Genomic DNA, 18,533 nt, shown 5'->3' with positions numbered 1-18,533 from the left:
TTTCAGGTCCAGCGGTCGAGTCCCGACTGCACGACGCTCTCCTCGATCCGCTCGAAGCCGCGTTCGACCTCGTCTTCGGGTATCTCCCACTCGCCGGTCACGTACTCGCGTGCCGCGTCGAGGTCGGGTTCGATGTCGGTATCGAACGCGGCGTCGGTCACGTCGGGGTCCAAGAACAGCTCTCGGATCAGATCGCCGTTCTCGACGTACCTATCCTCGGCCTCCAGCGCGGCCCAGAGGTCGCCGTGCTCGCGGACGAGTTTGACTGCGGTCTTCGGACCGACGCCCGAGACGCCCTCGTTGAAGTCAGTGCCACAGAGGATGCCCACGTCGACGAGCTGCTCCCACGTGAGGTCGTGCTCTTTGAGGGTGGCCTCGAACTCCATACACTCGGGGTCGCCCTTGCCCGTGAGCCCCCGGAGAGTGTGTGGTGCGCCGAACAGGAGGGTGTCGTAGTCCTCGCTGCCGGCGTAGTCCACGGTTCCAGAGCGAGCCATGTGGGCGGCCTGGGCCTCGCCCTCGGCGGGCGCTTCCACGACCGGAACGTCGAGCAGGCGGAGGAGTTCGCGCGTGGTCTCGTGGATCGTGTCGGTGAGGCGCTGGGTGCGAGCTTCCAGTCTGGCAGCCTCGACCGCGTCGCCCGCCTCGCGCGCTTCGGCAGCGCGTTCTTCGGCCTGCTCGCGCTGTTCACGCCGGCGTTCGACCTCGTCGGTCTTGAGGTCGGTGACGCCACCGTCGAAGACGAACACCGGGGTGATGTCGTGTTCGAAGAACTTCGGGAGGCCCTGGACGACGCCGATCAGATTGGCGACCTCTTCGCCCGCGGCCGTCGTATAGACCGCGTCGCTCGTCCACTTGACTGTCGTGGTGAGATACCGGTAAAGCCAGTTGTGAGCGTCGATCGCTACCGTTGCACCCGAAAGATCCGCGAAGGCGATCGGCTCGATCGCGGCGAGCTGGCGGAGGTCTGCGTTTCCCATTGCCGTCGGTACGGGTGAAGGTCGCTTGAAACCCCCGACAGCCGGTCAGCGATCGAGTGGGGGCGGAAACGAGCGCGCGATCACGCGGGTGGTTCGATCACTGCCGGCGGCTCGGCGTCGCTCCGCGATGCCAGAAACCGCTGCTCACCATCCGAGAGATCGCGATCGCGGTAGATATCGAGCCCTGTCTGGTAGGCCGTGCGCGAGCGCTCGGCCGGCCGGCCGGCGGGCCGTTCGAGGACGAGCTCGGCGATCCCGGTTTCCCGGCCGGTGTAGCCGAACCCGGCCTTGTGGAGCGCTTCGTAGGCGAATGGGTTGTTGACCGCGATCCGGAGGCGCTCGTAGCCGCGTACCGCGGCCCGCTCGGCGGCGAACGCCGCGAGTCGTGCGCCGATCCCCTCGCCACGACGGTCGTTCCGGACGGTGATATACCGCAACCACAGCGTGTCCGGGTCGGTGCGGTCCTCGTTGAACGCGACCGCTGCAACGACCCACTCGTCGAACTCGCTGCTGCCCGCGTTCACGGCTGCGTCCGTCTCGCGGGCAACGGCCTTTCCAGTCGAGGACATCACGAACTTCCCGGCGTAGCTGAACCGCCGGTAGTCGAGCCGGAGCGTCGGGCCGTCCTCGGGCCAGCCACACACGACGTACTCCATGTCGCCATTGAACGGGCGCGAGGGATGTGTCCTCCGGGGTGGTTTTTAAGCCATCGGCGGATCTACGACGAGGTATGCACACGCCCGGCGACGTCGCGTACTTCGAGCGGTTCGCGCGCCACTACGAGCGGTTCATGCCCTCGACCGACGAGCGCGCGCTCCGGGCGGGGCTCGCGCTCGCCGAGCGCGACATCGAGCGCGTCGTCGATGTCGGCGGCGGCACCGGCCGGGCGGTACGCACGATCGACGTTCCCGAACGAATCGTGGTCGACGCCGCCCACGGAATGCTCGGCGAGGCGCGACGGCTGGGACTCGACGGCGTCCGTGCGGACGGCGCATCACTCCCGTTCGCCGACGAATCGATGGATGCGGTGCTCATCGTCGACGCGCTCCATCACGTCGCCGATCGGACGGGGGCACTCACCGAGGCGAAGCGCGTCCTCCGGCCAGGCGGCGTGCTCGTCTGTCGGGAGTTCGACCGCGCGACGCTACGCGGGCGCGCGCTGGTCGCGGCCGAACATCTCGTGGGGTTCGATTCGGAGTTCTTCACCCCCGAGGAGCTCGCTGCGGGCGTCGAGAACGCGGGCCTCGACGCCGCAGTCCCCTCCCGCGGGTTCGGCTACACGGTCGCGGGCGTCAAACGCTGATCGACGGATACATTCTGCCGCGCTTCGAACCGGAATGCATGAGCAGCGCCGTCGCGTCGCTCCGCGCGCGCACCGACTCCTCGCCGCGAACGCTCGCGCTCGCCGTCGGCGATCTCCTCCTGATCTCGCTGTTCGTCGTCCTCGGCGAACTCCAGCACGGCTACGATCTCGTGGCCGATGCGCCGCGAGTTGTCGGCACCGCGCTCCCGTTTTTCCTCGGCTGGGCGCTCGTCTCGATCCTCGCCGGTGTGTATGCACCATCGACCTCCCGATCGGTCGGCACCGCCGTCCGCCGGACCGCGCTCGCGTGGATCGGAGCGGCGCTGATCGGTCAGGCACTCCGCGCGACGCCGGTTTTCCCTGGCGGGTTCGCGATCGCGTTCGTCCTCGTCTCGCTCGGTGTCGGCCTCGTCCTGCTGGTGCCGTGGCGCGCGGCGGTCGCGTACGTCAGCAGTCGGGGCTGAAGCGGACGACCGAACGGTTCACTGCCACGGGTTCGACACCAGCTCGGCCTGGACGGAACTCCCGACCACGATCCGACAGTCCGACCGCGGTTCGGCGATGCAGAGCAGGACGTAGCCCGCCTCGCGGTGGCGCTCCTTCAGCGCCCGTGGCGGACGAGCGTGTTCGATCCGTCCGTCGAGGAGTTTTCCGGTGCAGGTCGCACACGCGCCGGTGCGACAGCCGAAGGGGAGTGCGACGCCAGCGCATTCAGCCGCCGTGAGGACGATCTCGTCCTCACCGACTGACAGCCGCTCTTCGCGTTCGTCACTTCCTTCCTGGCCGTCCTGCCACACGAGAATGACGTCGTGTGCGCTACTGCCAGACGTCACTCGTGCAGTCGCCGTCTGGCCATCGGATCTCGTGGGCGCGCGCCGGACCATCCGGAAGGTCGCCGAAGTCCACGAGGAACTCCTCGTCGAGGCTCATGGAGCCGTTTCGTGGATCGACGTCGGCTTTGAGCATCACCGATCCCTGCTCGGCCTCCTCGGGGTAGAACTGGTTGTCCCAGCTCGAAAACAGCGAGGTGGTCCAGTAGAGGCGCTCGCCGTCGAGGCTGAGCTGGAGCATCTGTGGCCCGCCAGCGAGCTCGCGATCCTGCACTGGGGCTGGGTCGCCGAAGTGGCCACCGGCCCAGATTCGATCGGCGAGCCGTGGATTCGCCGGATCCGAGATGTCGTACATCCGGACGTCGCCGTGCAGCCAGTTCGAGAAGAACAGGTACCGATCGTCCATCGACACGAGGAGGTCGGTGACGAGACCAGGCACGGGCATGTCCCAGCCGTCGTGCTCGCGCGCCTCGACGTCGATGACCGGCTCCGCACGCCACTCCTCACCGGCGTCGTGGAAATGAAAGACGTTCGATGAGAGTGCTGCGCCGACGTAGCCGTGGGTCGCCTCGGGGCTGTGGAGGAAGCGGACTTCGAGCGGAATCAGCCCCTCCTCGCCGAGATCGATCGTCTGCTCCACAGTCTTGTTCTCCCAGTCCCAGACGTGGAGTCGCTGGCCGTAGTTGCCCGCCTCGACGTCGTCCATGTCGAACCCCGGATAGTAGGTCTTCGGTGCGGCCCACTCCGAGGAGACCATGACGTTGTGCCGGGGCTGATACCAGTAGTCGTAGTTCATCTCGATCTCGCCCGGCGGCTCCCACCGGCCGTCGACCTCGAAGTTCTCGTCGAGCGCGAGGAACCCCCCGGGAAGGTCGCCGTCGGCATCCCCGAGCATCGAGATCAGGATCTGGCCATCTGGGATGCAGTGGGTAGTGTGCGGTGCGGAGAGGTCGTGCTCGAACACCTCCTCGGGTTCGATCACCGATTCGAGTTCGGGGTTGCGTCGATCCTTCGTGTCGACGACGTGGATGCGCGAGGAGCGCTGGCCGGGGATCACGAGATGGCGGCGCTCGAGGCCGTCCATGTGACACGACGACGAGCAGGCGTTCCAGCCGAAGTGGTGGAGCTCGTCGCCCCGGTTGGGCATCTCGACCCGGTCGATTATCTCGGTGTAGGTCTCCGAATCGGGATCGATGTCGACCACGCCGAGGAAGTCGGGCGCATCGACGTCCGTGCCGACGTACAAACCCATGACGTACGCAATCTTTTCAGGTTCGGACTCTTCGATCGCGGCCTGGGGCGTCGTATAGCCTGGTCCTTCGGTGTCGTGCCCTTCGTGATCCGCATGCGCCGTCGTATCGTCCGGCTGTTGTGCGTCACTCATGCCCATACTACACTCGTGGGCAGCGGTATCATCCGCCCGAAAGCGGCAACATAAACCTCTTGTTTCGATGGCCGGTTTCACAAGGAACCGGGACGCCGTCGGCGTGCGGTGCGATCGCTGCTCGAATAGTGCCGAACGTCAGTCCGTTGTTCCCTCGGCTTTCGCGCCGCCGAGCCGGCGGTCGAGGAAACCGTCGAGCAGTTGGTACGTCCTGATCTTCTGGTCGATGTCCGAGGAGCCGTGGCCCTCCTCGCCGAGCTCCTCGTACTCGTACTCGCCGTCTTCGCCCTCCTCGAAGCCGAGGTCGTCGAGCGCGTCCCGGAAGATGCGGGCCTGCGAGACCGGCACACGGCGGTCGTTCACGCCGTGAACCATCAGGAGCGGGGCCGAAAGATTCTCCGCGTAGTTGACGGGGCTGCGCTCGTCGTAAATTTCAGGACTCTCCTCGGGCGTGCCGAGGTTCTTCTCCATGAGTTCGGTCCGGAAGTGCGGCATCGTGCTCTCGTACATATCCTCCAAGTCTGTGAGTCCGACCGACGCGATGCCGGCGTCGTAGAGGTCGGGATACATCGTCATCTGACAGTAGGCGCTGTAGCCGCCGTAGGAGCCGCCGTAGACGGCGACGCGGTCGTCGTCGATCCAGTCGTACTCCGATGCGAGTCGAGTCGCCGCCGCGATGTCGGCCTGCTCGCCGCCGCCCCAGTCGTCGTAGAGGAGTTGGGCGAACTCGCGGCCGTAGTGAGCCGAGCCGCGATAGTTGACCTGGAGCACGCTGTAGCCGCGTTTGAGCAGGAACTGGGTCCGGGGGTTGAAGCGTTTCACGTCCGCCCCGCGCGGGCCGCCGTGGGGATTGACGATCAGCGGTGAGGGGCGTTCGCCCGAGTCATAGAGCAGCGCACCGATCTCCAGAGTCTCGTTGTCGCCGGTCCACGCGGCGGCCGGCCCGGATTCGGTGTCGCCAGCGCTCTCGAAGGTGAAATACTCCGCATCGGCGAACCCATCGAGGTCGAACTCCCCGTACTCTCCCTCGAGGAGAGTCTCGTACGCATCCGTTTTGAGGTCGTAGGCCACCAGTTCGGGACGCCGGTCGGACGTCGTGTGTACCACGAGGACGCGATCGTCGTCGAGCACCGCTTCCCCGGGGAAGGTTGCGACGCCGTCCGGTAGGTCGAGTTCGCGCGATTCACCGGTCTCGCAGTCGTACACCAGCGGCATCACCGCCGCCTCGCGGATCCGGAGCGCGAGGAATCGCTCGCCGTCAGGCAGGAAACAAACCGGTGACTCCTCGGCCGTGAGGTCACCGTACCATGTCACGTCCTCGCTCTCGAAGTCGTACACCCCACACCGTCCGACGTCCTCGGTGTTATCCGAAACCAGTAGCGACTCGCCGTCGGGCCCCCAGTCGGCGTGGACGGACTCCGCGCCGGTCTCGCCGATCCCCAAATTGCGGGGGTTCGATCCGTCGGCGTCGGCGACGTAGGCGTCCATGTTGTCGAAGTCGTCGGATTCGTTGGTGGCGTAGGCGATCCGCTCGCAGTCGGGTGAGAGGAGTCCCCCGAACGCCGCGCGCTCGTAGTCGGTGATCTTCTCGGTTTCGTCGGCCGCGAGGTCGTGGCGATAGAGGTTCATCTGGCCGTCGCGGGTTGACCCCAAGAGGAGCGTGTCGCCGTCGTCGCCAACGTCAGCGAGAGATACCTGGCCGTCCATCTCGACGACCGGCTCGGTCTCGCCCGCAGTAGCTCCGCCCACGTCGATGGCGTGGATGTCGTTTTGCTCGTTGCCGTCCTCGTCGAGGTGAAAGAACACCCGGTCGCCGTCGGCGCTCCACTCGACGCCCCATCGGGCGTTGCGCGGCACTTCACCGTCGCTGATCTGGCGATGCTCGCCAGTCTCGACGTCGAGAATGTGAAGTTCATTCCGGCCCGATTCGTCGTAGTAGAAAGCGACCTGATCGCCGTCCTCGGTGGCGATCGGGTGGTGAAAGCTCGGGAGACTGGCGAGGGATTCGAGCACGTCGTCGGGGTCGGTCATCGTTCATTATCGTTTCGCCACTGGGTTAAAAATCTTCTCGGCAATCCGGCAAGAAACTCTGCTATCGTTCTTGATCCGTGTGGCCATGAGCGATGGCTCACCGAGAAACCGCACGGAAGGGAATGAAAGGGGCGACTGGTTCAAGAAACCCGGAGGACGTTCCCGTGAGCGACGCGATCGGGAGCCAGCGAGACGGGGGAGCGAGTCTCGTCCGGCAAGCACCCCAGCCGAGCGAGTGCAACGAGCGGGGTGAGGGGCGTGGTTCGAGAGACGTCGGAGGTGTCTCTCGAACGATAGCGAGTCCCGGGCAGAGAGGTTCCTTCGGAACCTCTTGCAGCCGGCGCTTCGCGCCGGCGACAGCGAGGGAGCGAAGCTCCCTCGGGCCGTGCGAGCGGGCCTACGGCCCGCGAGCAGAACCTGAGCCAGTCGGGGCTTTCGAACCGATCACGGCCGCAGTTGCGGTTGTTTCGGTAGCCGTCGCTGTCGTCGTGACCGCTGCGATGCCGACACCAATGAGAAACAGCACAGCACCCCAACCGTCCACACGCCTCCCCAACCCACTCGCTCGTTCACTTCGCTCACTCGCTCATCCCTCGCACGCCGATCCGCGCTCGGTGCTCGTTTCACTCGCACACGAGCGCGAGCGCGCGCCAACCGCGAAGGGCAGGAGTCGCCGATCAGCGGTGACAGAATCCTTGATCGGTCAGTCGTCGGCGCTCGCGGTCGCACCCTCGCGGAGCGCCCGCGCGTCGATCTCGCCGTCGTCGAGTTTGCGCTCGACGTTCCGGGTGGCCTCGACCATGTTCGCCATCTTGCCGTAGGCCACCTCGCGCGGGAGGAGCTTCACGCCGCAGTCGGGGCTCACGGTCAAACGCTCCGGTGGCACGATCTCCAGACCCTTCTCGATGTTCGCCTCGATCGCCTCGACGGACTCGACCTCGGCGACGTGGACGTCGGTGACGCCGAGCGCGAGATCGAGGTCGAACTCCGGCTCCTTGAACACGTCGAGCTGTTCGTAGTCACCGTTGGCGAGCTCGACATCGAACTCGTCGATCGGGAACTCGAGGATCTCGGGATAGATCCGGGAGTAGTCCCCATAGCAGACGTGGAGCCCGATTCGGACGTCGTCGGGCAGTCCGGCGACGATCCGATCGAGGCAGTCGCCGACGATCGCGTGGTCGTCGGGCGTGGTGGCGAGCGCGGGCTCGTCGATCTGGATGTAGCGCGCGCCCGCCTCGACCAGCTTCCCGATCTCCTCGTTCACGAGGTCCGCGAGATCGAGCGCGAGCGCCCGGTCGTCGTCGTAGCTCTCGTTGAAACACCAGCTCGCGAGGGTGTACGGTCCGGTGATCGGGACCTTGACTGGTTTGGTGGCGACGTCGTCGGTGAACGCGAACTCGTCGACCAGCCACGAGTCGTCGTACTCGACTTCCTCGACGACCGAGGGCTTGTCGAAGTAGTTGTGCCCCCAGACTTTGACCGGGCCATTGAACTCGTAGCCCTCGATCCGCTCGGCGAAGTATTCGACCATCTCGTTTCTGCGCATCTCGCCGTCGACCACGGCGTCGAGCCCCGCGCGCTCGTGCTCGTGGGTGATGAGCCGCGAAGCATCGTCGGTCGCCTCCGCCCAGTTCGCGTCGTCGAAGTCGTCGGACTCTTCGTAGCGCTCGCGCACGCGGTCGAGCCACTTGGGCTTGGGATAGCTGCCGACCACGGTCGAGAGGATGAACTGCTCGTTCGGGTGGTCGTCGGGCCGGAACTGCTCGCGAGTCATGCGTTCACCTCCTCATCGGCGTCAGCGCCAGCGAGTGCGGCGCCCTCGGCGAGCGCTGCGAGCTTCGCTTTCGCCTTGTTCACCGGCAGGTAGAACAGCTCGGTGTTCGTGGTGGCGTAGACCGTCTCGAACTCCGCCGCAGGGACGTTCTCGGTGACCCACTCGATCCGCTCGGTGATCGTCTCGCCGTCCTCGATCTTGGTGTTCTGGCCGTCGGCGAGGCCGAGCGCGATCGACTCTTTCGTGCCGTACTCGTTGATGTTGTAGAGGTTCTCCTCGTGGTTCGTCACGAAGTCATACCCCACGGCGTCGATGTCGGCGTCGAGCAGGTGGGCGTGGACCTTCTCCTCCAGCGCGCCCCAGTAGGTCTGCACCACCACGTCGGCGTCGGTCGCCCCTGCTACCCGGTCGATCGCGTCGCTCGCGCGCTCGTCGAGACCGTCCGCGGGCGGGTTCGTGACCAGCGACGGTTCGAGCACGAACAGGGTCTCACAGTCGGGAAAGGCCCGGATTTCGCCGGTGAGGAACTCCGCGGTCGCGTCGAGAAACGCCGCCCGGTCGCCGTAGAACTCGTCGGTCGCGAGATCCGAGAGGGTGTACGGACCGGGAACGACCGCCTGGCGTGACTCGGACACACCGTCGAGCGCCGCGAAGTGGTCGAGGTCGTCCGCGAGGTCGCCGTCGAAGGTCAACTCGCCGGTGACCGCCGGCTCGCGGTAGAAGTTGTTGTTGTCGTAGTACCGGACGATCCCGCGAGTCTCGACCGCGTCGTGGACACACAGCGGATGGGCGAGCATATCGTCCCACCGGAGCTGCCCCTCCACCACGCGATCGAGGCCGGCAGTCGCCTGCCAGTCGGCGACCTCCGCACGCGCCTCGTCGTAGGCGTCGGCGATCTCACCGGTCTCCTCGCCATCGATCAGATCCTCCTTCTGGTGGCCTTTCAGGCTTCCCAGCCGATCCTTCGCCCAATCGGGCAGCGGAAACACGCCTGGCGTCGTCGCCACAAATTCGGACATACACAGCCCACGGAATGACGCTGCTTAATATTTACTACTCTATTTAATGCTCTGCAGTAATCATTCGTCTCGGCCTACGGTGGACAGGAGCGGCGGATGGTTAGCTCACCCCTCTAGATCAATATAGCGGTATAGAATTTATGCGTTGTTCGCCAGGCACGTTGAGGTCGAAATTCGTTCACATGATCTGATAGATGTTCTCCTCGTAGACCTCGCGAACGCGATCGCCCCAGTTGTGGGTATAGGTGTCGATGATATCGTCGGCGACGTCGCCACGGAGGTATTTCACGATGCCGCGGTCGCCGGTGCGATCCCGGAGGTGCGTGGTGAAGAAATGCCGGAAGTAGTGGGGTGTGACGTTCTCGGTCGCGCCACCGCCGGTGTGGTACCAGTCCATCGCGCGCGCGTACTTCGAGACGATCGAGCGTACCATCGGTGGCGTGAGACGGTGCCCCCAGTCGTCTCGCGTGCTGAGAAACAGCGGGTCGGCATCCGAGACGGCGTCGGGTCGAACGGCGAGCCACCGACGGAGGGTCCCGTGGAGTTCGTCGTCGACCGGGAGTGTCGTCGCGCGTCGCCGTTTGTTCGCCGCACGCCGTCTCTCGCCGTTGATGATGTCCCCGCGGCCCACGTCGCTCGCGACGTAGATCGATCCGGCCCGTCCGTTCAGCTGCCCTCGTCCACCGAGGGTGTGGACTGCTTCGAGATCCTCGTCGTCGATCGCGAGGTCTCGTAGATCGAGGTTACAGAGCTCACCGACGCGCATTCCGGTTTTCAGCAACGTCACGATCACCGTCCGATCGAGTGGGTGAACGATCTCGTCGACGAATCGGCGCATTTCGGACACCGACACGTCGCGTCGCTGGGGGTCTTTCTCGATGGTTTCGTCCATCTCCTCGACGACGAGCGCCATCGGGTTCGATTCGAACACCTCGACCTGTATCATGTAGGTGTAGAACCGATGCAGATACGATGCGTAGGTCGCTATCGTACTCTGCCTGTGCTCGGCGCGGATCGAGTGCACCCAGGCCATACACTCGCGCTGTCCGGCTTCGTCCGGTGTAAATGGACCACCCGGGCACTGGTCGGAATCCGCGAGAAACCCCTCGAACTGCCGGAGAACACGCTCGTAGGCCTCCTGTGTCCGTTCCGAACGCCCGTGGTACTCGAGGTCCTGGAGAAAGTAACCGATCGGATCGTCCACACCGGCAGCCTCAGTCGCCATCGGTGTTCGTGAGGCTGTAGCCACCGTGGCGTCCGCTGTACTCGACTCGATTCTCGCGTTGGAGGCGCTGAAGTGTGGTTTCGAGGCGTCCCTCGATGTCCTCGGTGAGCGCTTCGACGAGCTCGTCCCACGAACAGTAGTCGTCGTCGAGAACGTCGAAGACCCGGTCTTCGAGGCCATCAACCCCAGGGGTTTCGTCCTCAGAATCCGTTCGTTCGGCTTCATCGGGGCTGACGGTGAAGCCACGCCGACCGGCCTGTGTCATCGTCCGAACGAACTCGCTTTGGTTCATACCCAACTCATCGGCGTGCTCGCGCCACCGCGCTTTCTGGTGTGCCGAAACGCTCACTCTGACTTCTTTCCGGTCGGTATCCGCGCCATCGGTCATTGGCCAAACAACGAATCCTTTCGCCATCAATGTTCCGCCGCTCAGTCGATAAAGTCTCTTATCTCTCAGAGGGTGGAATGGCCAACCCCTCCGCAGTACAGCGATTTTCGCGCGCCCTTGCAGGCCAAAAACGATTCCCCTTGCAGCAAATCCTTGCAGGCTTGCAGGATCATGTGTCGATTCGCGGTGGGCGTGTCGTGGAGAGTCACGGGATGCTGAACATCCAGTGTTTTAAATCACACGGTTTTGGAATCACTGACGTTTGGATACTCGGCGCTGGTCGAAGGGACCGTGCCGAGAGAAGTTGAACGGAGCGACACGACCGAAGATCGTGATCAAAGGGACGCCGGAGATATCTCTCGTCATCTCGGGTGACTGGAGGTCTTCCGACGAATCGTCGGAAATACATCACGGTTTCGAGATCACGAGTGGACATCACTCTCCCGAGCGGCAGCGAGTCTCTGGCATCGAGGGTGCGAAGCCCTCTCATTACTCTCAGCTTACCTGGACAGCACGGAGGTCGAGAACCTTCGAGAGCTCCTACGGGTCCCAACGAGTGATTCACGAGTTCATCGCATCCTCGCGGGCTCCCTCGGGTTTCGGGACCAGGTGCCGCCCTGTGGATCGCGGCGAGTTGCTCGTTACGATCCCTGACTGGAGCAGCACTCGTATGACAACACCCCGATCCAGAAGTTCACAGCGGAGTCCTGCCCCCGCGGCCGACGCGGTGATCGACTATCTAATACGGCTCTACAACATCGGGTGTAGCCGCACCACCTGATGTTCACGATTGTTCGTCCACTCGAAGCAATCATACGACTGGTTCACCCGAAATAGCCCGTGAGCTTGCCGTGGCTCGTCGCGTTCACCGCTGGCACGTGGATCGCCGAGAGCCCGTGATTCAATGGGGCTGTCGGGATCCGATTCCAGATCTGTGTCTTCGAGACTACCTTCGGAGGGATTTTCTCCCTGTGGATCGCTCGGTCGACATGGCGAGCAACGACGGTACCACGATCGGCGTCTGGATCGGGTCGGACGACGATGTTCTCGACGAATTCGACGATGCACTCTACTGTGGTCCCGAACACGCTGGTTCGCGCTCGGCGGCGGTCAAAGACGCGCTCGCGCTCGCGACCACGGTCGAGGCAACGCTCGACGACCTCGACTACGAGTTCGACTCGCCGGTCTCGAAGCGTCATTTCGTCACCCAGGCGATCCTGAACCAGTCCCAACGAGAGTCAGAGTAGCTCCCGATTCGATCCACGAGTGTTCGAGCCACAACTCATGAATCTTATACCGCGATACAAAGTCCTCGGCCACAGATCGTCAATCTTCACTCACTTCAGCCCGACAGAATCAGCACCGACCAACGATGGGGAAACGAGCCCGAACAGTCACGTACACCACTCGCGAGCACAGTTCTAGCGTCGCGGGGGCGACGCTGCTCTCCGTTCGAGCTGGACGCAGCGATCCGAGTCGGAACGAGCAACACGGACCGCATTCCGCCGGTACATCCACGTCAAGCCCGTAGACGATTCCATGTCGCAGTCGACACAGGCAGAGCAGTCTGACATTTCGGTCGATGCGGAGTGGAATCGACTCTATCTCGACGGCGAACACTCGCCGACCGACCACGATTCGCTCGTGGTCGAAAACCCGGCAACACACGAACAGATCGCCACGGTGCCGAAAGGAACCGTCGATGACATCGACGAGGCTTACGAGACCGCCACAGCTGCTCAGGCGGAATGGGCGGAGCGGTCGCCCGGCGAGCGCGCGGCCGTCGTCTCCCGTGCGGTGGAGGTACTTCGGAACAATCGCGAGAGCATCATCGAACTACTGGCCGTCGAATCCGGGGCGGCGAAAATAAAGGGGGCGAGCGAGTTCGAGAGCGCCGCCGGCATCACACAGGAGGCCGCGAGCTTTCCAACGCGGATCTCCGGCGATCACCGCGCATCGAACATCGACGGCAAGCAGAACTTCGTCAAACGCGAGCCGGTCGGCGTCGTCGGGGTCATCTCGCCGTGGAACTTCCCGCTGCATCTCTCGATACGGGCGGTCGCGCCGGCGCTCGCGGCCGGAAACGGCGTCGTTCTCAAGCCCGCATCCGACACGCCGATCACTGGCGGCTTGCTCATCGCGCGCGTCTTCGAGGCAGCCGGGCTTCCCGATGGGCTCCTCAACGTCGTTCCGGGACGCGGATCGGAGATCGGCGATCGGATGGCTGGCCATCCCGCCGCTGGCGTCATTGCGTTCACCGGATCGACGGCCGTCGGCCGTCGGGTCGCAAAGCAGGCGGTCGATCACCTCGCGTATCCCGCGATGGAGCTCGGTGGGAACGGTCCACACGTCGTGCTCGACGACGCTGACGTCGAGAAAGCGGTCGACGCTGGCGCGTTCGGCACGTTCCTCCATCAGGGGCAGATCTGCATCTCGATCAACCGCCATCTCGTCCACGAGTCGCTCTACGATGACTACGTCGACGCACTCGCCGAGAAGGCGAACTCCCTCCCCGTCGGCGACCCCACCGTGGAAAACACGGTCATCGGACCGATCATCAACGAGAGCCAGCGCGATCAGATGCTCGGCTACATCGAGGAGACGGTCGAGGCAGGTGCAACGCTCGAAACCGGCGGTGCGGCCGTTTCGCTCGACGATATCGAGGGCACGACACGGGCAGGAGAACTCGACGCGGAGACCACACTCGGCGACGCCACTGGACCGTTCGTGCTCCCGACGGTGCTCTCGGGAGCGACGAACGAGATGGCGGCAGCGTGCAACGAACACTTCGGACCGGTCGCACCGGTGATTCCGTTCACCGCCACCGACGACGCCATCGAACTGGCGAACGACACCGAGTACGGGCTCGCCGCGTCGGTGTACGGAAACGACGTCGGTCGCGCCCAGCAGATCGCCGACCGAATCGACGCCGGAATGGTTCACGTCAACGATCAGCCGGTGAACGACGAGCCGCACGTTCCGTTCGGCGGCTACAAGGCCTCGGGCATCGGTCGGTTCAACGGCGAATACGTGCTCGAAGAGGTCACTCGATCGAAGTGGATCTCCGTCCAGAACGAGCCCCGGGAGTACCCGTTCTAACACGCCTCCAGTCGAGGGGTACTCGGGACAGCGTTCTCGAACCGACGGCTACGAGGGGATCTCGGGCTGAGACGAGATGCGGATGCAACCGAGGGTGACGTGATTTCGTTCTCGGGACTGTTCGGTTGCGGTCAGAGCTCGCCGAGTTCCTGCTGTTTTCGCATCAAGTAGAGGAAGTACGGGCCGCCGACCAGGCCGGTGACGATCCCGACGGGGATCTGGACCGGATTCAGCGCGAGCCGCGCCCCGACATCGGCGGCGACCATCAGGGCTGGACCGGCGAACACACAGCCGACGACGAGACGCCTGTAGTCGCTGCCGACGATGTTCCGAACGACGTGGGGAACGATCAGCCCCACGAAGCCGACGATCCCTGCGACCGCGATGCTCGCCGACGCCGCGAGGATCGCGACACCCGAGAGCGCAAAGCGGACCTTCTCGACGCTCATGCCCAGCGATTTCGCGGTCCGCTCGCCGAGCAGGAGGACGTTGAGCTGGCGTGCGCTCGCGAGCGCGAGCACCATCGCCACCACCGACCACGGCAGCGCCATCCGAACCTGCGCCCAGTCGGTGCCCGTGAGCGATCCGGTGGTCCACGCGATCGCCTCCTGAACCACGCCGATGTCGTCGGCGAAGAAGAACATCGCGGTCTGGAGCGAGCCGAACATCGTCGAGACGATCACGCCCGCGAGCACCAGCCGCACCGGTGAGGTCCCACCCTTCCACGCGATGGCGTAGACGAGCAGGAACGCGACCGCCCCGCCGAGCGACGCGATCAACGGCAGAAACGCCGACAGTCCGCTGAACACGACGAGCGTGAGCAGGATCATCAGCCCCGCACCCGACGAGACGCCGAGAATGAACGGGCTCGCGAGCTCGTTCCGGGTGACTGCCTGGAAGATCGCGCCAGAGACCGCGAGGTTCATCCCGACGAGCACCGCGACCAGCACCCGCGGCAGACGGATGTTCCAGACGATCAGGCTCCGTCGTCCCATCTCTGGCACCTCGCCGCCGAGCAGGAACGCCTCGAGCGCTGCCGGATTCAAGATTACCTCGGGGTTGAAGACGGCCCCCCACGCCTGTGCGATCGTCATCGAGTACGCGCCGAAGCTGACCTGAACGAGCCCGGCGACGACGACGATCGCGATGCTGCCGAGGATGAGCGTGGCGAGCGAGCCATCGATCCACTCCAGCCACTGCCGATCGCCAGCCGCATGATCGTCCTGACGCGTGTTCTCGGTCATACGAACCACCGATCACCCGATCCACCCGAGCCCACTGTGTCGTTGCCGAGAAGGACACGCGAGCGCTCGTCGTTCATCATACGGTTTAGGCTGCCCTAATCAGATATAACGCCTTCGGGTTTCGACGACGGTCGAAGTCAACGACGGTGTAATGATCGATGCAGCCCGGTAGAACTAATCACATCGTGCGACACGCACCCGAATCGACCGCACCTCGTGGAGAGATCGATTCGCTCAAACAGTCGTCGGGCCGAAAGGAACTACGGCGTCCACTGTCCGCTGCCGCGATCGTCGGATTCATCCTCCGATCCTGCCCCGGCGGGCGGCCGTGGCGGCACGCGGTATTCGAGGCCCGCCTCTTTCATGAGTCGGCGGCAGCTCGGTTCGGAGTACTCGACGCCGAACGCGTCGTGGACGAACCGGCCGACGAGCGCCGGCGTCCACGCCGGTTCGTCGTAGCCGACTTCGGTGGGAGACTCGTGGAGGGCAGCCTCGAACTCCTGGCGCTGCTTCGTGGTGAGCTTCCGCGGCCGGCCGGAGCGTGGCGCGTCGACGACGGCCTGATCGAGTGGCCCGTCGTCGAGGCGCTTGAGCCAGCTGTAGATCGTCCGTCGCTGGACGCCGTACCACTCGGCGAGTTCGGTCTGGGTGATCCCGTTCTTGTACGCGATCGCCGCGAGGAGGCGCTGGGCCGGCTTCGCGGCGTTCACCTCGTCGAGCGCTTCCTGGAGTTCTTCGATCGAGATGTCGTCGAGGTGGTCCATCGATTACGACTTCAAGCTCCGGGTAGAAAATTCTGACGACAGAATTTCGATGATACAGATTCACGGTCGGTAGTACACGAGGGGCAGATGCTGGACGATCTCGTCGGTTCGACCGTTCTTCGCGAAAACATCGACGACTGCCGATGGGTTCTCAGGACAACGGTGTGCGAGATAGGTCCAGAACGTTGGCTTTCGGTCGCTTAGGCGCGCTTGAATCCGAGGAAGAAACCGCCGACGAACCCCGCTCCGACGGGCAGCGTCGTGCCGAGCGCCGTGAGCCACGGTGGAACCGTCTGGAGGCTTTGCTGTGCGCCCGCGAGCGCGTGGTCGAGCGCCGCCCACTGGACGTCGAGCATGCCTTGGTGGTCGAGATACGTGACCACCGCCAGCTGTATCCCGACGATCGCGACGGCGATCTTGGCCAGCTTTTTCGCGGCGAACCCGGTGACACCGCCCGCGAGCGCGCTCCCGCCGAACGCCGTGCCGAGATTACCGAGCGCGGTTTCGAACCCCATCACGTGTCTTCGTCTCCTCCGTCGTGACGGGGGCACTTATAATCCGTCGTTCGACAGGTCACGGGAGAGTCATCACGATCGACTCGACTGAGTCGGTCGATTCGATCGATTCGGGCCGCTGCGTCAGAGATGGCGGCGGATTCCGACGAAACCGACAGTGGTTGGTGCCCGGATCGACAACTGTTGATATCGTGAATCTGGCTCCGCTTCGTCGTATCGCGAAGACGTATCGATCGATCCCCATCGTCTACCGCATCGCCGCCGGGTTCGTTCTCGGCGCGATCGTTGGGCTGGTCGTCGGTGAACCGGCGACGCGCCTGCAACCACTCGGGGATCTCTTCCTCTCGCTGCTCAACATGCTCGTCGTCCCACTGGTCGTTTTCACACTGCTCGCCGGCATGAAGCGTCTCTCGCCCGCACGACTCGGCCGCGTCGGCGGGACGGTCGTGGGTCTCTACATCATGACGACCGCGATCGCGGCGACCATCGGTCTCGCGGTCGCGAACCTCCTCCAGCCGGGTGCTGGCCAGGAGTTCGTCCCTGGCGAGGCCGAGTCGGCGAGCGCGCCCTCGATCGCCGAAGTCGTGCTCGGGATCGTGCCCGACAACCCGGTCGGGGCGATGGCGGAGGGCGATCTCCTCTCGATCATCTTCTTCGTGGTGGTGTTCGGGCTCGGCCTCGCGTGGGTTCGTGATCGAACCGACGACGAGCGGGTGCGAGCGGGGAGCGAGACGTTCTTCGAGTTCGTCGACGCCGGCACCGAGGCGCTGTTCGCGATCGTCTGGGGCGTGATGGAGTACGGCGTTCTTGGCGTGTTCGCGCTGACCGCGGCGTCGCTCGCGACCAACGGGATCGCGGGGATCGTCTCGCTCGCGTCGCTCGTCGGCGTGGTCGCGCTCGGAATCGCGATCCACATCGGCGTGACCTACCTCGGACTCATCACCGTGGGGCTGCTCGGCCAGTCGCCCGTCGCCTTCCTCTCGGGCGCGAAAAACGCGATGGTGACCGCCTTTTCGATCCGGTCGTCGAGCGGCACGCTCCCGGTGACTATTGCCGACGCCCGCGACAACCTCGCTGTCGACGAGTCGGTGTACGGGTTCTCGCTGCCCCTCGGCGCGACGATCAACATGGACGGTGCGGCGATCCGGCAGGCCGTCACGGCGGTCTTCGCGGCCAACGTCGTCGGCGTTCCGCTCGGGCTCGGCGATCAGGTGACGGTGCTCGCGACGGTCGTCCTCGTCAGTATCGGCACTGCAGGGGTCCCCGGTGCGGGGCTCATCATGCTCACGATCATCCTCAATGCGCTAGGGCTCCCCCTGACCGTCGTCGGGTTCGTCGCCGCTGTCGACCCGATTCTCGGCCGGATCGCCACGACGAACAACGTGACCGGTGACCTCGCAGTGACGGCGCTCGCGGCGAAGTACAACGACGCGATCGACTTTTCGGAGGGTGTGTGGGCCGACGATCGATCCCCGCCGGACGCGCCAACTCCCAGCACGAACGACTGAGGCCGATCGAGGAACGGACTCCATCGCGAGCGCGATCGAGACGCAAACCGTTTGTTCACAGTCGTCCTTCCTTCGAGTAGTGACCGACGCGAACGACGATTCGCCGGGTGAGAGCGAGACAGCGGTCGAACCAGCGGTACGGGCGGTCGACGCCGAACCGACGGCAAACGACTCCGCATCGGCGATGACGGCGGCGGAGTTCCGGGCGGCGCTCGAAGATCTCGGTCGGCCCGTCGCGACGGCAGACGAGATGGCACGAGCCCTCGACTGGTCGCACGCCGAGGCAAGCGACGCTCTCGACGAGCTGGCCGAAACGGGTTGGATCGAGCACGCGGACGTGGAGGACGACCCTGTAGTCTGGTACCCGACCGAGTTCGCCGCGTTCGTCGACCGCGAGCACGTCGTCGTCTTTCCGGAGCGCCGCGAGATCGTGGTCGAACATCCCGAGCAGTTCACCCGCGCTCAGCTC

17 protein-coding genes and 1 pseudogene (1 of these 18 only partly in view) are annotated in these 18,533 nt (G+C 64.6%); 6 read left to right on the top strand and 12 right to left on the bottom strand.

Annotated features, from left to right (window positions below):
- Window positions 1–2: 2 nt before the first annotated feature.
- The gene (gene fen, locus C450_RS07945; RefSeq protein ID WP_005042403.1) at window positions 3–980 is read right to left on the bottom strand and encodes a flap endonuclease-1; all 978 of its coding nucleotides are present in this window, start codon (window positions 978–980) and stop codon (window positions 3–5) included.
- An 80-nt stretch (window positions 981–1,060) separates the two neighbouring features.
- On the bottom strand, window positions 1,061–1,636 hold the full coding sequence (locus tag C450_RS07940; protein WP_005042400.1) for a GNAT family N-acetyltransferase: 576 nt from the start codon (window positions 1,634–1,636) through the stop codon (window positions 1,061–1,063).
- Between the two features lie 74 nt (window positions 1,637–1,710).
- On the opposite strand from C450_RS07940, the gene C450_RS07935 reads away from it, so the two are divergent.
- Both C450_RS07935 and C450_RS07930 read left to right on the top strand, forming a co-directional pair.
- Entirely contained in the window at window positions 1,711–2,283 is a 573-nt protein-coding gene (locus C450_RS07935; RefSeq protein WP_005042398.1) for an SAM-dependent methyltransferase, read from the top strand.
- Between the two features lie 38 nt (window positions 2,284–2,321).
- Window positions 2,322–2,747, top strand: coding sequence for a DUF3054 domain-containing protein (locus C450_RS07930; RefSeq protein ID WP_005042396.1), 426 nt, complete (start codon window positions 2,322–2,324; stop codon window positions 2,745–2,747).
- 18 nt (window positions 2,748–2,765) lie between these two features.
- On the opposite strand, the gene C450_RS07925 is transcribed toward C450_RS07930, so the two are convergent.
- From C450_RS07925 to C450_RS07895, 7 genes are all read right to left on the bottom strand, one after another.
- On the bottom strand, window positions 2,766–3,116 hold the full coding sequence (locus C450_RS07925; protein WP_005042394.1) for a 2Fe-2S iron-sulfur cluster-binding protein: 351 nt from the start codon (window positions 3,114–3,116) through the stop codon (window positions 2,766–2,768).
- Entirely contained in the window at window positions 3,100–4,497 is a 1,398-nt protein-coding gene (locus C450_RS07920) for a selenium-binding family protein (protein ID WP_005042392.1), read from the bottom strand. Before C450_RS07920 ends, C450_RS07925 begins: the two co-directional genes overlap by 17 nt.
- A 138-nt stretch (window positions 4,498–4,635) precedes the next feature.
- Window positions 4,636–6,528 carry a S9 family peptidase gene (locus tag C450_RS07915; RefSeq protein ID WP_005042390.1) on the bottom strand — a complete coding sequence of 631 codons (1,893 nt, stop codon included), beginning with the start codon at window positions 6,526–6,528 and terminating at the stop codon, window positions 4,636–4,638.
- Between the two features lie 703 nt (window positions 6,529–7,231).
- On the bottom strand, window positions 7,232–8,302 hold the full coding sequence (locus C450_RS07910) for a methionine synthase (RefSeq protein WP_005042388.1): 1,071 nt from the start codon (window positions 8,300–8,302) through the stop codon (window positions 7,232–7,234).
- Window positions 8,299–9,321 (bottom strand): 5-methyltetrahydropteroyltriglutamate--homocysteine methyltransferase, encoded by a 1,023-nt coding sequence (locus C450_RS07905; RefSeq protein WP_049909949.1) that lies wholly within the window; start codon window positions 9,319–9,321, stop codon window positions 8,299–8,301. Before C450_RS07905 ends, C450_RS07910 begins: the two co-directional genes overlap by 4 nt.
- Window positions 9,322–9,499: 178 nt before the next feature.
- Window positions 9,500–10,546 carry a tyrosine-type recombinase/integrase gene (locus tag C450_RS07900; RefSeq protein ID WP_005042384.1) on the bottom strand — a complete coding sequence of 349 codons (1,047 nt, stop codon included), beginning with the start codon at window positions 10,544–10,546 and terminating at the stop codon, window positions 9,500–9,502.
- Window positions 10,536–10,934 carry a DUF5805 domain-containing protein gene (locus tag C450_RS07895; protein ID WP_005042382.1) on the bottom strand — a complete coding sequence of 133 codons (399 nt, stop codon included), beginning with the start codon at window positions 10,932–10,934 and terminating at the stop codon, window positions 10,536–10,538. The genes C450_RS07900 and C450_RS07895 overlap by 11 nt, the downstream gene beginning before the upstream one ends.
- A 989-nt stretch (window positions 10,935–11,923) precedes the next feature.
- On the opposite strand from C450_RS07895, the gene C450_RS07890 reads away from it, so the two are divergent.
- Window positions 11,924–12,181, top strand: a complete 258-nt coding sequence (locus C450_RS07890) for a hypothetical protein (RefSeq protein WP_049910009.1) — start codon at window positions 11,924–11,926, stop codon at window positions 12,179–12,181.
- A gap of 292 nt (window positions 12,182–12,473) precedes the next feature.
- On the top strand, window positions 12,474–14,033 hold the full coding sequence (locus C450_RS07885; protein WP_005042378.1) for an aldehyde dehydrogenase family protein: 1,560 nt from the start codon (window positions 12,474–12,476) through the stop codon (window positions 14,031–14,033).
- Window positions 14,034–14,164: 131 nt separating this feature from the next.
- On the opposite strand, the gene C450_RS07880 is transcribed toward C450_RS07885, so the two are convergent.
- The 3 genes and pseudogenes from C450_RS07880 to C450_RS07870 all read right to left on the bottom strand — a co-directional run bounded on the left by C450_RS07880 (window position 14,165) and on the right by C450_RS07870 (window position 16,556).
- Window positions 14,165–15,277, bottom strand: a complete 1,113-nt coding sequence (locus tag C450_RS07880; protein WP_005042375.1) for a FecCD family ABC transporter permease — start codon at window positions 15,275–15,277, stop codon at window positions 14,165–14,167.
- A 290-nt stretch (window positions 15,278–15,567) separates the two neighbouring features.
- A pseudogene (locus C450_RS07875) lies at window positions 15,568–16,041 on the bottom strand (helix-turn-helix domain-containing protein); the annotation flags it as partial.
- Between the two features lie 200 nt (window positions 16,042–16,241).
- On the bottom strand, window positions 16,242–16,556 hold the full coding sequence (locus tag C450_RS07870; protein ID WP_005042370.1) for an FUN14 domain-containing protein: 315 nt from the start codon (window positions 16,554–16,556) through the stop codon (window positions 16,242–16,244).
- 191 nt (window positions 16,557–16,747) lie between these two features.
- Here C450_RS07870 and C450_RS07865 point away from each other — a divergent pair, with 191 nt between their 5' ends.
- Together C450_RS07865 and C450_RS07860 are read left to right on the top strand one after the other, a co-directional pair.
- The gene (locus tag C450_RS07865; RefSeq protein WP_005042368.1) at window positions 16,748–18,064 is read left to right on the top strand and encodes a dicarboxylate/amino acid:cation symporter; all 1,317 of its coding nucleotides are present in this window, start codon (window positions 16,748–16,750) and stop codon (window positions 18,062–18,064) included.
- 184 nt (window positions 18,065–18,248) lie between these two features.
- Window positions 18,249–18,533 carry the start of a DEAD/DEAH box helicase gene (locus tag C450_RS07860; protein ID WP_049910007.1) on the top strand. Its footprint extends 1,410 nt past the window's final position, so the window shows 285 of its 1,695 coding nt (coding positions 1–285); the start codon lies at window positions 18,249–18,251; the stop codon falls past the right edge of the window.

It is taken from the genome of Halococcus salifodinae DSM 8989 (genome assembly GCF_000336935.1).
GTDB lineage: Archaea > Halobacteriota > Halobacteria > Halobacteriales > Halococcaceae > Halococcus > Halococcus salifodinae.
The sequence above is the reverse complement of the archived record's forward strand: the minus strand, read 5'-3'. Positions and strand labels throughout refer to the sequence as shown.

What these genes read in the sequence shown, in the direction of transcription:
- C450_RS07890 (WP_049910009.1), top strand. Translation starts at nt 11,924, where the DNA reads ATGGCGAGCAACGACGGTACCACGATCGGCGTCTGGATCGGGTCGGAC.
- C450_RS07870 (WP_005042370.1), bottom strand. Translation starts at nt 16,556, where the DNA reads ATGGGGTTCGAAACCGCGCTCGGTAATCTCGGCACGGCGTTCGGCGGG.
- C450_RS07935 (WP_005042398.1), top strand. Translation starts at nt 1,711, where the DNA reads ATGCACACGCCCGGCGACGTCGCGTACTTCGAGCGGTTCGCGCGCCAC.
- C450_RS07915 (WP_005042390.1), bottom strand. Translation starts at nt 6,528, where the DNA reads ATGACCGACCCCGACGACGTGCTCGAATCCCTCGCCAGTCTCCCGAGC.
- C450_RS07930 (WP_005042396.1), top strand. Translation starts at nt 2,322, where the DNA reads ATGAGCAGCGCCGTCGCGTCGCTCCGCGCGCGCACCGACTCCTCGCCG.
- C450_RS07885 (WP_005042378.1), top strand. Translation starts at nt 12,474, where the DNA reads ATGTCGCAGTCGACACAGGCAGAGCAGTCTGACATTTCGGTCGATGCG.
- C450_RS07895 (WP_005042382.1), bottom strand. Translation starts at nt 10,934, where the DNA reads ATGACCGATGGCGCGGATACCGACCGGAAAGAAGTCAGAGTGAGCGTT.
- C450_RS07905 (WP_049909949.1), bottom strand. Translation starts at nt 9,321, where the DNA reads ATGTCCGAATTTGTGGCGACGACGCCAGGCGTGTTTCCGCTGCCCGAT.
- C450_RS07910 (WP_005042388.1), bottom strand. Translation starts at nt 8,302, where the DNA reads ATGACTCGCGAGCAGTTCCGGCCCGACGACCACCCGAACGAGCAGTTC.
- C450_RS07900 (WP_005042384.1), bottom strand. Translation starts at nt 10,546, where the DNA reads ATGGCGACTGAGGCTGCCGGTGTGGACGATCCGATCGGTTACTTTCTC.
- C450_RS07880 (WP_005042375.1), bottom strand. Translation starts at nt 15,277, where the DNA reads ATGACCGAGAACACGCGTCAGGACGATCATGCGGCTGGCGATCGGCAG.
- C450_RS07940 (WP_005042400.1), bottom strand. Translation starts at nt 1,636, where the DNA reads ATGGAGTACGTCGTGTGTGGCTGGCCCGAGGACGGCCCGACGCTCCGG.
- fen (WP_005042403.1), bottom strand. Translation starts at nt 980, where the DNA reads ATGGGAAACGCAGACCTCCGCCAGCTCGCCGCGATCGAGCCGATCGCC.
- C450_RS07920 (WP_005042392.1), bottom strand. Translation starts at nt 4,497, where the DNA reads ATGAGTGACGCACAACAGCCGGACGATACGACGGCGCATGCGGATCAC.